At 37.2% G+C, this 13,401-nt stretch carries 7 protein-coding genes and 3 pseudogenes; all 10 read left to right on the top strand.

Annotation, left to right across the window (positions count from 1 at the left end; translation table 11 throughout):
- A partial coding sequence (gene rpsB, locus M44_RS21435; RefSeq protein WP_010172542.1) for a 30S ribosomal protein S2 occupies positions 1–414 on the top strand: 414 nt, incomplete at its 5' end.
- Positions 415–525: 111 nt separating this feature from the next.
- A complete protein-coding gene (gene tsf, locus M44_RS07770) occupies positions 526–1,407 on the top strand; it encodes a translation elongation factor Ts (protein WP_010172541.1) in 882 nt (293 codons plus the stop codon).
- Positions 1,408–1,501: 94 nt separating this feature from the next.
- A pseudogene (gene pyrH / locus M44_RS21430) lies at positions 1,502–2,228 on the top strand (UMP kinase).
- Positions 2,228–2,786 (top strand): annotated as a pseudogene (gene frr, locus M44_RS21425) (ribosome recycling factor). Before pyrH ends, frr begins: the two co-directional pseudogenes overlap by 1 nt.
- A gap of 225 nt (positions 2,787–3,011) precedes the next feature.
- On the top strand, positions 3,012–3,803 hold the full coding sequence (locus tag M44_RS07755) for an isoprenyl transferase (RefSeq protein ID WP_010172537.1): 792 nt from the start codon (positions 3,012–3,014) through the stop codon (positions 3,801–3,803).
- A gap of 3 nt (positions 3,804–3,806) precedes the next feature.
- A complete protein-coding gene (locus M44_RS07750) occupies positions 3,807–4,607 on the top strand; it encodes a phosphatidate cytidylyltransferase (RefSeq protein WP_010172536.1) in 801 nt (266 codons plus the stop codon).
- 25 nt (positions 4,608–4,632) lie between these two features.
- Entirely contained in the window at positions 4,633–5,778 is a 1,146-nt protein-coding gene (locus M44_RS07745; RefSeq protein WP_010172535.1) for a 1-deoxy-D-xylulose-5-phosphate reductoisomerase, read from the top strand.
- Between the two features lie 18 nt (positions 5,779–5,796).
- Complete coding sequence (rseP, locus tag M44_RS07740) at positions 5,797–7,056, top strand: RIP metalloprotease RseP (protein WP_010172534.1); 1,260 nt, start codon at positions 5,797–5,799, stop codon at positions 7,054–7,056.
- Positions 7,057–7,082: 26 nt separating this feature from the next.
- Positions 7,083–8,775 (top strand): annotated as a pseudogene (locus M44_RS21420) (proline--tRNA ligase).
- A gap of 241 nt (positions 8,776–9,016) precedes the next feature.
- Positions 9,017–13,327 carry a PolC-type DNA polymerase III gene (locus tag M44_RS07730; protein ID WP_010172531.1) on the top strand — a complete coding sequence of 1,437 codons (4,311 nt, stop codon included), beginning with the start codon at positions 9,017–9,019 and terminating at the stop codon, positions 13,325–13,327.
- The last annotated feature ends 74 nt before the right edge of the window (positions 13,328–13,401 follow it).

Here is a 13,401-nt window from a genome sequence, read left to right as displayed (position 1 = left end):
CTCGAAACAATTCAAAAGCGTATTGGCCGTCTAAAAGCTATTGAAAAAATGGAAGAAGACGGAACTTTCGATGTACTTCCTAAAAAAGAAGTTGTACAACTAAAGAAAGAGCATGAGCGTTTAGTTAAATTCTTAGGTGGTATTAAAGATATGAAGAGCCTTCCAGATGCTCTATTTATCGTTGACCCACGTAAAGAACGTATCGCTGTTGCAGAAGCTCGCAAATTAAACATTCCAATCATTGGAATTGTTGATACAAACTGTGATCCAGATGAAATTGATCACGTAATCCCTGCAAACGATGATGCAATTCGTGCAGTTAAACTTCTAACTGGTAAAATGGCTGATGCTATCTTAGAAGCTAAGCAAGGTGAAGAAGTTGCTGAGGTTGCTTTAGAAGAAGCTGCTGAGTAATCTTTTGAAAAGGTGATAAGAGGGTAAGTCCCTTATCACCTTTTTTTAAAGAATATGCTTTAATGAAATAGGAAATGATGAAATTTAGTACATATTAAGGAGGAATTCCACATGGCTGTAACAGCTCAAATGGTAAAAGAACTTCGTGAAAAAACGGGTGCCGGAATGATGGATTGTAAAAAGGCACTAACAGAAACTAATGGTGATATGGACCAAGCGATTGATTTTCTTCGTGAAAAAGGTATTGCGAAGGCTGCAAAAAAAGCAGATCGTATTGCTGCTGAAGGTAGCACGTTTATCCTATCTGAAGGAAATGAAGCGGTAATCCTAGAAGTGAACGCTGAAACAGATTTCGTTGCGAAAAACGAAAACTTCCAAAACCTTGTTAAGGAACTAGCTGAGCACTTATTAACGAATAAGCCAGAATCTGTTGAAGTTGCTTTAGAACAAACAATGGCAAACGGTACGTCTGTATCTGAATACATCAATTCTGCTATCGCAAAAATTGGTGAAAAAATTACACTTCGTCGTTTTGCAATCCGTACTAAAACTGATAACGATACATTCGGCGAGTACCTTCACATGGGTGGACGTATTGGAGTACTAGCAGTTGTAGAAGGTACAACTGACGCTCAAGCGGCTAAAGATGTTGCAATGCACGCTGCTGCTCTAAATCCTAAATATGTTTCACGTGACCAAGTTTCTGCTGAAGAAGTTGAGCGTGAGCGTGAAGTTCTAACTCAACAAGCATTAAACGAAGGTAAACCAGAAAATATCGTGGCGAAAATGGTCGAAGGCCGTCTTGGGAAGTACTTCGAAGAAGTATGTATCCTTGACCAACCTTTCGTTAAAGATCCAGACCAAAAAGTAGGGAAATTCCTACAATCTAAAGGCGCAACTTTGACTGACTTTGTACGTTACGAAGTTGGAGAAGGTATTGAAAAGCGTCAAGAAAACTTCGCTGAAGAAGTAATGAATCAAGTAAACAAGTAAGTAAGATAGTCCTATCTTACCTATAGTAGCCGAGAAAATAGGGAGCACACTGTGTTCCCTATTTTATAAGGAAAAATACATAATGGAGGTTCTTATGACCGATCCAAAATATAAACGAGTCGTATTAAAATTAAGTGGTGAAGCTTTAGCTGGAGATGAAGGCTTTGGAATTAAGCCTACAGTGATTAAATCTATTGCTGAACAAGTGAAAGAAATTGCTGAATTAGGTGTAGAAGTCGCAGTGGTCGTAGGTGGCGGAAATATTTGGCGCGGTAAAATTGGAAGCGAAATGGGAATGGATAGAGCAAATGCTGATTATATGGGAATGTTAGCAACAGTTATGAACTCATTAGCTCTTCAAGACAGTTTGGAACAGCTAGGGATAGAGACTAGAGTTCAAACCAGTATTGAAATGCGCCAAGTTGCAGAGCCTTATATAAGAAGACGCGCAATTCGCCATCTTGAAAAGGGACGAGTAGTTATATTTGCAGCTGGTACTGGAAATCCTTACTTCTCCACTGATACAACTGCTGCCCTTCGTGCGGCTGAAATTGAGGCTGAAGTTATATTAATGGCTAAAAATAATGTTGATGGAGTATATTCTGCAGATCCAAGAATTGATAAGGACGCGTTTAAATACGATGAATTATCTTACTTAGATGTTTTAAAGAATGAACTAGCTGTTATGGATTCAACTGCATCTTCATTATGTATGGACAATAACATCCCTCTTCTTGTATTCTCAATTATGGAAGATGGGAACATTAAAAAAAGCAGTTATAGGTGAATCAATTGGTACAATTGTAAGGGGGAAAAATTAATGTCAAATTCAGTTATTAACACTGGAAAAGAAAGAATGGATAAAGCAATCGCTGCCTATTCTAGAGAATTAGCTTCTATCCGTGCGGGTAGAGCAAATGCTTCTTTATTAGATGGTCTTTCAGTAGAATATTACGGTGCTCCAACTCCAATTAACCAAAATGGCATCTATTTCAGTTCCAGAAGCTAGATTACTTGTAATACAGCCATATGATAAATCAATACTGGGTGAAATTGAAAAAGCCATCCTTCGCTCTGATCTAGGATTAAATCCTTCAAATGATGGATCCATTATCCGTTTAATGATTCCAGCGTTAACAGAAGAGCGCCGTAAGGAATTAGTGAAACTAGTGAAAAAAGAAGCGGAAGATGCGAAAGTAGCCATTCGTAATATTCGTCGTGATACAAATGATGACCTAAAGAAACAAGAGAAAAACGGTGAAATTACAGAAGATCAACTTCGTGGGTACTCAGATGATGTTCAAAAGTTAACAGACAAAAATATCGAAAAAATCGATAGTATGACAAAAGATAAAGAAAACGAAATTATGTCTGTTTAAAAAGTAATAGTGTCCTAATAGGTCAGACTCTAACGATACTTTCTTTTAGGAAATGCGTTTGTATTTCCAGATAGGAGTAGCTCTGGGTCTGACTTTTCTTATTGACAAAAGACTTAACGCCTTAACTATTTCCTAACTTCAGAATAAAAGGAGATATCTATTTTCTTTTTTTGGTTATGATAAGATAGACATTAGCTAGAAAGAGTTATGCTTGGAGGACCAAACATGTTAGATAAAATGAAATTTTGGAATAAAGATAACCAGAATGGCTTATCCATAGATGAGCGTTTAAAAGAAGTCGTACACTTTAACATACCAAATCATATTGCTATTATCATGGACGGTAATGGAAGATGGGCAAAAAAAAGAGCATTACCTAGAGTAGCAGGGCATCATGAAGGAATGAAAACCGTCCGAAAAATTACCAAGGTAGCGAACCAGTTAGGCATAAAGCAGTTAACGTTATATGCATTTTCTACTGAGAATTGGAAACGACCTAAAATGGAAGTAGAATATTTAATGAAGCTACCCGAAGAATTCTTAGGAACATTTCTACCAGAATTAGTAGAAGAAAATGTAAAGGTGACGATGATGGGGGATGAAGAAGCCATTCCACCTCACACAAAAAATGCCGTATATAAAGCGATTGAAGAGACAAAAGAAAATGATGGACTTATATTAAACTTTGCTCTGAACTATGGAAGTAGAGCTGAGATACTAGATGGCGTTAGACATGTCTTAAAAGATGTACAAAATGGAATACTAAATGAAAAAGAACTTACCGAAGAAGTGTTTAGTAAGTATTTAATGACAAAGGATTTTTGTGATCCTGACTTACTAATTAGAACGAGTGGAGAGATACGTTTAAGCAATTTTATGCTTTGGCAACTAGCCTATACAGAATTTTGGTTTACTGATGTGCTTTGGCCAGATTTTTCTGAAGAGCATCTTGTTGAAGCTATTGAAGCGTTTCAAGGGCGATCTAGAAGGTTCGGTGGGTTAAAAAGTGAGGAATAAAAAATGAAAGAACGTACAACAACAGCCATAATCGCAATGGCGGTATTTCTTCCGTTTGTATTTTACGGTGGACTACCATTTATAGGATTAATCTATATACTAGCTACTGTAGGTCTTTATGAGACGTTAAAAATGAGAAAACTAAAGCTATACAGTATTCCAGGATTTATTTCTGTAGCATTATTGTGGATTTTTTTAATCCCTAGACAATATAATGAAATAATAGAGCAGTTTGGATATAGTAAAATTGAACTAGCTATGTTAGCCGTACTCCTTTACTTATCCTATACAGTCATTACTAAAAATGAATTCAATTTCGATGATGTGGCGTTTATTGTTATGGCTATATTATACGTTGGATTTGGTTTTTATTATTTTATAGAAACAAGGTCTGCTGATACAGGTTTGACTTATGTAATCTATGCTCTATTAATCATTTGGGCAACAGATTCTGGGGCATATTTAATTGGTCGTCGACTTGGAAAGAAAAAATTGTGGCCGCTTATTAGTCCCAATAAAACAGTTGAAGGATCGATTGGAGGCATCGTAAGTGCCATGATCATTGCTGTAGCTGTTTTCTTCTTATTTGAATGGTCTATATCTTTACCAAAATTATTAGTGGTTACTGCAATTCTATCTGTATTTGGTCAAATTGGGGACTTAGTAGAATCTGCTTTGAAAAGGCACTATTCTGTTAAAGATTCAGGTCATATCCTCCCGGGGCATGGAGGCATTCTAGACCGCTTTGATAGTTTATTATTCGTTTTTCCTCTTTTACATTTATTTGTAATTATAGGAGGGTAATTTAGATTTAGGAGAGAAGATGATGGTGAAAAACATAAGCTTAATGGGTGCATCAGGTTCAATTGGTCTACAAACATTGGATGTAATTAGAGAGAATCCAAGCGAATTTAAGCTTGTTGCCGTCTCTGTTGGAAGAAATATTGAGAAATTAAAAGACATCATTCAGGAGTTTGCACCAGCGCTAGTTTCAGTACAAGAAGAACATGATGCGGTACAACTTCAACGAGAATTTGGACAAAAAGTCAAGGTATATCATGGGAATGAAGGGTTGGAGAATGTAAGTACCTATTCAGAAGCTGAAATTGTGTTAAATGCTGTAATTGGAAGTGTAGGACTTTCACCCACATTAAAGGCCATCCAGGCTGGAAAAACGATTGCGCTTGCCAATAAAGAGACTCTTGTGACTGCTGGACATATTGTAATGAATGAAGCAAAAACACATGGTGTTTCCATTTTACCGGTTGATAGTGAGCATTCCGCTATTTATCAATGTTTGCAAGGCGAAAAAGCGTCTCAAATAGAACGGTTAATTGTAACAGCATCAGGTGGAAGCTTTCGAGACAATACTCGAGATGATTTAAAGAATGTTACGGTTGAACAGGCTTTAAATCACCCTAACTGGTCTATGGGAGCAAAAATCACCATTGATTCAGCTACAATGATGAATAAAGGTCTTGAAGTAATTGAAGCACATTGGTTATTCGACATTCCTTATGATAAGATTGATGTTCTATTACATAGAGAGAGTGTTATTCACTCCATGATTGAGTTTCAAGATAGCTCTGTTATGGCTCAGTTAGGAACACCAGATATGAGAGTACCCATACAATATGCTCTAACCTATCCTGACCGCATGCCTCTTGTTCATTCTAGGCGATTAAAACTTGAAGAGTTTGGAACTCTTCATTTTGAAAAGATGGATTTCAAGCGATTCAAGTGTTTGGATTTTGCTTATCATGCAGGGAAAATGGGTGGTAGTGTACCGACTGTGTTAAATGCAGCGAATGAAGTAGCTGTTGCGGCTTTTCTTCAAAATAAAATCACCTTCCTTACAATTGAGGATTTAATTGAAAAAGCTTTAGAGAAACATTCTGTTGTACATGCTCCTAGCCTGGGAGACATTCATGAAATTGATTTGGACACAAGGAATTATGTTAAATCCTTACTATAAAAAAGGTGGTTGGACGATGTGAATACAATTTTAGCCTTTGTTATTATTTTCGGTGCCCTGGTCTTCTTCCATGAATTAGGACATTTTATTTTCGCTAAACGTGCTGGGATTCTTGTTCGTGAATTTGCTATTGGATTTGGTCCGAAAGTATTTCATTATAAAAAGAATGAAACCGTATATACGATTCGTTTGCTACCACTAGGTGGGTTCGTTCGAATGGCTGGAGAAGATCCTGAAATGATCGATTTAAAACCTGGTCAAAGGGTAGGACTATTGTTAAATAAAGACGAAAAAGTTGAAAAAATCATCATTAGTGGAAAAGATCGCTATCAAAACCTAGTGATGATGGAAGTGGAAGAAGCGGATTTTGAGAAAAACTTGTTCCTAAAAGGCTATTTAGAAGATGAAGAAGTAGTAAAGTCATTTCCGTTAACAAGAGACTGTACCATTGTTGAAGAAGGAAATGAAACCATGATTGCTCCTTGGGATAGACAGTTCCCTTCCAAAACCCTAGCTCAAAGAACTATGACCATTTTTGCTGGACCGATGATGAACTTTGTACTAGCTTTTGTCATTTTCTTGATACTAGCGCTACTTCAAGGGGTACCTATGGATAAACCAATCCTAGGCAAATTAACAGATGATGGTGCTGCAAACGAAGCAGGCCTACAAGAAGGTGATGAAGTAATCACGATTGATGGTTCTGAAGTAAATTCTTGGTTAGATATCGTTTCCATAGTGGAGAAAAAGCCCGGAGAAGAACTCCTATTTACCATTAACCGAGATGGTCAAACAGAGGATATAACCGTGATACCTCAAGTTCAAGAAATTGAAGGCACTCAAGTGGGTAAAATCGGAGTATATGCTGCACTTGACCAATCACCACTTAATGCTTTGACATACGGAGCAACAGAAACGTATAAATGGACAATCGAAATACTAAAGCTTTTAGGGCAATTAGTAACGGGTCAATTTACGATTGATGCATTGTCAGGTCCGGTTGGAATCTACAAATCAACGGAAATTGTTGCGCAGTCTGGCGTCTATTATTTAATGAGATGGGGAGCTATTTTAAGCATAAACCTAGGGATAATGAATTTACTTCCAATACCTGCTCTTGATGGTGGAAGATTGATGTTCTTCTTAGTAGAAGCTGTGAGAGGAAAACCTGTTGATCGGAACAAGGAAGGATTTGTTCACTTTATTGGTTTTGCGTTACTGATGGTTCTAATGCTAGTTGTAACATGGAATGATATACAAAGGTTTTTCTTACAATAATTTTCAAGAAGTTTGAGGTGTTTTTTATGAAACAAAGTATGACGTTTATTCCAACACTAAGGGAAACGCCAGCAGATGCAGAAATTAAAAGTCACCAGCTCTTATTACGCGCTGGATTTATGAAACAAAATACAAGTGGTATCTACAGCTTCCTACCATTAGGTAAGAGAGTTTTAGCGAAAGTTGAACAAATCATCCGTGAAGAAATGGAGAATGCTGGAGTAGTAGAAATGTTCATGCCAGCTCTGCAACAAGCTGAGCTATGGCAAGAATCCGGACGTTGGTATACGTATGGATCTGAATTAATGAGAATGAAAGATCGTCATGGAAGAGAGTTTGCATTAGGAGCGACTCATGAAGAAGTGATTACTAGTTTATTACGTGATGATGTAAAATCATATAAAAAGCTACCACTTTCACTCTACCAAATTCAAACAAAATATCGTGATGAAGCTAGACCTCGTTTTGGTTTGCTGCGTGGCCGGGAATTCATTATGAAAGACGCTTATTCTTTCCACGCTTCCAAAGAAAGCTTAGATGAAACGTATGATCGAATTTTTCAAGCGTATTCAAATATCTTTGAACGCTGTGGATTAAATTATCGTGCAGTTATTGCTGATTCTGGTGCTATGGGTGGGAAGGATACTCATGAATTCATGGTTCTTTCTGAAGTTGGAGAAGATACCATTGCTTATTCAGATACATCTTCTTATGCTGCTAATATCGAGATGGCACCAGTTGTTACCCAATATGAAATGAGTAGTGAAGAACAGCTATCGATAGAGAAAATAGCAACTCCAGGGCAAAAAACAATTGAAGAGGTTCGACAGTATCTTTCAGTAGATAGTACTAGAGTAATTAAATCTCTATTATTCAAAGTAGATGATGAATTTGTGTTAGTGCTAGCTAGAGGCGATCATGAGATAAATGATATTAAAGTGAAGAATGTCCTCGGTGCATCAGTTGTCGAAATGGCAGATCCAAATGAAGTGAAAGAAATAATGAAGTGTTCCATTGGTAGCATTGGTCCAGTCAATACAAACGTGAAGGTCATTGCAGACCATGCCGTTAAATATATTGTGAATGGAATAGCTGGTGCAAACGAGGAAGATGTTCATTATAAAAATGTAAACATTGACAGAGACGCAAAGGTAGAGCGCTATGAAGATTTACGATTTATTTTAGAGGGTGACCCATCACCAGATGGAAAAGGTGTAATCAAATTTGCTAAGGGTATTGAAGTTGGCCATGTGTTTAAACTCGGGACAAGGTATTCAGAAGCGATGAATGCTACCGTTTTAGACGAAAATGGAAAAGCAAAACATATGATTATGGGTTGTTATGGAATTGGCGTCTCAAGAACTCTTGCGGCAGTTGCAGAACAATATAACGACGAGAACGGATTACTATGGCCAGAAAACTTAGCTCCTTATCAAGTTCATATTGTTCCAGTTAATATGAAAAATGATGAGACAAAAAAAATTAGGCGAAGATTTATACAACCAGCTTAAAGACCAAGGGTTAGAAGTATTACTTGATGACCGTATTGAACGTGCAGGCGTAAAATTCAATGATTCAGATTTAATCGGAATTCCTGTAAGAGTTACAGTAGGGAAACAAGCATCTGAAGGTAATGTAGAGTGTAAAGATCGTCGTACTGGTGAATCAAAGGATGTTTCCATTGAAGAATTAAGCTCCTATATCAATCAATTGTTATAATGTAAATGATAGGTTAAAGGGTTAGAGTGGTTATTTCTTATTTTTCAACATAAAAGTTGTTTCGTGTAAAGTGACAGTACATCCCTTTTATATAACAATGCAAATAAATCATTTATCGAGATGAAGTGTTCAATTGAAGAAAAGGTACCCATTGGTGCCTTTTTCTTATTGTAATCCTTCTTGAATATAGAGCATACTTTCATTAAGATGGATAAAGAACACGTAGAATGGAGAGTGAGGCATGAGTTCAATCGAGTTAAGTCGAAAAGATAAGTTTCGACTCTTGCTACAACAAATTGAGTTAACAGACGATACTGTCATGCCTTTTTTTCAGCATGGAGAAATCGTTAAATTAACGGTAGACCGCAAAGAAAAGTCCTGGCATTTTGAATTTTCACTACAACAAATTTTACCATTTGAGGTTTTTGAAAAGCTTACAAGAAGGCTAACACAAGCCTTTCAACATATTGCTTCTATTAGTTTTTCGATTGCATGCATAGACCAAACAATTAACGAAGCTCAAGTGGGTGAGTATTGGAGAGAATGTCTAAAAGAAATACAAGGAATTTCTCCTCCAATTTTACACGTGTTATCGAAACAAGTCCCAACCTTACAAGGTCATCGTTTAATGATTCAGACTTCGAATGACTTTGAATTACAAACCATTAAAAAGAAATATAGTGAAGTGATTGTTGGCATTCTTTCTGACTATGGTTTCCCTTCATTAAGTATAGAGGGAACGATAGCTGAAGAGGGTCCTTCAGATGAATACCAAAAATTTATTGAAGCTAAGCTGAAAGAAGACCAAGAACGTGCAAAGCAAGCGGTCATCGATATGCAAAAGAAGGATGATGCAGTGGGTCAAGAAGCCCCAAGTGGTCCAGTTACGATTGGTTATACCATTAAAGATGATGCTGAATTTAAGAAATTAGTAGATATCTTAGAAGAAGAAAGAAGAATAGCTGTAGAGGGGTATATCTTTGACTCAGAAATTAAGGAGCTTAGAAGTGGTCGTACTCTTTTAACCTTTAAAATTACAGATTACTCCAGTAGTATCATAGTAAAGATGTTCTCAAGAGATAAAGAAGACGCAGCCGTTATGCAAAATGTGAAAAAAGGTATGTGGGCACGGGTCCGTGGCAGTGTTCAGAATGATACATTTGTACGAGATTTAGTCATGATTGCCAATGATTTTAATGAAATTAAAAGTGTAGAACGTCATGATTCTGCAGAAGAAAAACGAGTAGAACTTCATCTTCACACACCGATGAGCTCAATGGATGCTGTAACCTCTACGGGAGAATTGGTTGCACAAGCTGCTAAATGGGGGCATAAGGCTATAGCCATCACAGACCATGCAGTCGCTCAATCTTTCCCTGAAGCATACGGAGCAGGTAAGAAAAACGGAATAAAAATATTATATGGTGTAGAAGCAAATTTAGTGGATGACGGTGTCCCGATTGCTTATAATACCTCACATCGCTTTTTACCGGAAAGCACATATATTGTTTTTGATGTCGAGACTACTGGTTTATCAGCCAACTACGATACCATTATTGAATTAGCAGCGGTAAAGGTTTTTGACGGGGAGATTATTGATCGATTTGAACGATTTGCAAACCCTCACCATCCTCTATCCGCTACAACGATTAATTTAACTGGTATTACGGATGATATGGTGAAGGATGCACCTGAAGTTTCTGAAGTAGTGACTGATTTTAAAAAGTGGGCAGAAGATGGAATTTTAGTTGCTCATAACGCTAGCTTTGATATGGGGTTTTTAAATATATCTTACCAACGGGCAGGACTTAAAAAGGCTAGTAACCCTGTAATTGATACACTTGAACTTGCTAGATTTTTATACCCGTCTATGAAAAATCATCGACTGAACACATTAGCGAAAAAGCTCGATGTGGAACTTACTCAGCATCACCGTGCCATATACGATGCTGAAGCAACAGGGTATATCCTAGCAAAGTTGTTAAAAGAAACGTATGAGAAAGAAATCAAGTATCATGATCAATTGAATGACTATATGGGAGAAGGAGATAGCTATAAGCGCGCTCGCCCATATCACTGTACTCTTATTGCTCAGAATGATACAGGATTAAAAAATTTGTTTAAATTAATTTCTATTTCTCACCTTCACTATTTTCACCGAGTTCCTCGCATTCCACGAAGTGTGTTGCAAAAATACCGTGAAGGGATTCTTGTTGGCTCAGGATGTGATAAAGGGGAAGTTTTTGAAGGAATGATGCAAAAGTCTCCAGAAGAAGTAGAGGATAAAGCACGGTTTTATGATTACTTTGAAGTACATCCAAAAGAAGTCTACAGTCATTTAATTGAGCTAGAGCTCGTTCAAAGTGAAAAGAATTTAGAAGATATTATTCATAACATCGTTGCCTTAGGAGAAAAGTTAGAGACCCCGGTGGTGGCCTCAGGAAATGTGCATTATAAAGATCCAAAAGATAGCATCTATCGTAAGATATTAATTGGCTCACAGGGCGGGGCTAATCCATTAAATCGACATAACCTACCTAAGGTTCATTTTAGAACGACGGATGAAATGCTTCATGCGTTTGAATTTCTAGGTAATGAAAAAGCGAAAGAAATTGTTGTGACGAATACGAATCTAATTGCTGACATGATTGATGAGATCAAACCGATTAAAGACGATTTATATACTCCTAAAATTGACGGAGCTGATGAAGAAATCCGTAGAATGAGCTACAGTATGGCAAAGAGCATTTACGGAGAAAACTTACCAGAGATTGTTGAAGCACGAATAGAAAAGGAATTAAAAAGTATAATAGGCCATGGATTTGCTGTCATCTATTTAATCTCGCATAAACTAGTTAAAAAATCGTTAATTGATGGATATCTGGTAGGTTCTCGTGGGTCAGTAGGTTCTTCCTTTGTTGCGACCATGACAGAAATAACGGAAGTTAATCCCTTACCACCTCATTATGTTTGTCCAACGTGTAAAAAATCTGAGTTTTTTGATGATGGATCTGTTGGATCAGGGTTTGATTTATCGAATAAAAGTTGCCCTGATTGTGATGTTCCTTATACAAAAGATGGCCATGATATTCCGTTTGAAACATTTCTTGGATTTAAGGGAGATAAGGTACCAGATATTGACTTAAACTTCTCGGGAGAGTATCAGCCGAGAGCCCATGATTATACGAAGGTTCTCTTTGGTGAGGATAATGTATTTCGAGCAGGAACAATTGGTACCGTTGCTGAAAAAACGGCATTTGGTTACGTGAAAGGCTATGCCTCAGATAATAATTTAACGATTCGTGGGGCTGAAGTTGATCGATTAGTGAAAGGATGTACAGGTGTCAAACGGACTACTGGACAGCATCCAGGAGGGATTATTGTTGTTCCAGACTATATGGATATTTATGATTTTTCCCCTATCCAATTTCCAGCAGATGATCGAACGTCAGAGTGGAAGACGACCCATTTCGACTTTCATTCAATACACGATAACTTACTGAAACTAGATATTTTAGGTCATGATGATCCAACGGTTATTCGTATGCTTCAAGATTTATCTGGTATAGATCCTAAAACCATCCCAACGGATGATCCTGAAGTGATGAAGATTTTCTCTGGTACTGAGTCCCTTGGAGTAACAGAAGAACAAATCTTATGTAAAACAGGAACCCTCGGGATTCCGGAATTTGGTACTCGATTCGTCCGTCAAATGCTTGAAGACACAAAACCAACAACATTCTCTGAGCTTGTTCAAATTTCAGGGTTATCTCATGGTACTGATGTTTGGCTTGGAAATGCTCAAGAGCTTATTCATAATCAAACGTGTACACTGAGTGAAGTAATTGGTTGTCGTGATGACATTATGGTGTATTTGATTTATCAAGGTCTAGAGCCTTCTTTAGCATTTAAAATAATGGAATCTGTTCGTAAGGGTAAAGGTCTTCAACCTGAAATGGAAGAAGAGATGAAGAAGAATAATGTACCTGATTGGTATATCGATTCTTGTAAAAAGATAAAATACATGTTCCCAAAAGCGCACGCGGCTGCCTATGTATTAATGGCCGTTCGAATTGCATATTTCAAAGTACATCACCCTATTCTATATTACGCAGCGTATTTTACAGTTCGAGCAGAGGACTTTGATGTAGATGCTATGGCAAAAGGTCCAATGTCTATTCGTGCAAAAGTAGAGGAAATTCTAGCAAAAGGGTTAGATGCAGCCCCGAAAGAGAAAAGTTTACTAACTGTATTAGAATTGGCATTAGAAATGACAGAACGTGGGTTTAGCTTTCAAAAGGTTCATTTATATAAGTCTCATGCAAGTGAATTTATAATTGAAGGAAATACGCTTATTCCTCCGTTTAATGCCATTCCTGGCTTAGGCACAAATGCAGCCATTAATATCGTAAAAGCAAGGGAAGAAGGAGAATTTTTATCCAAAGAAGATTTACAGCAAAGAGGGAAAGTATCGAAAACCATTATCGAATACCTAGATAATCATGGATGTCTAGGATCTCTACCCGATCAAAATCAGCTCAGTCTCTTCTAATGCTTGATTTGATGCGGTTTGCATAATATGAATGAGTATGGTATATTTTTATTGGAAATACTATTTATAACTCT

The sequence above is a fragment of the Bacillus coahuilensis m4-4 genome, assembly GCF_000171615.1.
In the GTDB taxonomy this organism is placed as follows: Bacteria; Bacillota; Bacilli; order Bacillales; family Bacillaceae_K; genus Bacillus_T; species Bacillus_T coahuilensis.
Note: the sequence above shows the minus strand (reverse complement) of the source record. Positions and strands in the feature narration are given on the sequence as shown.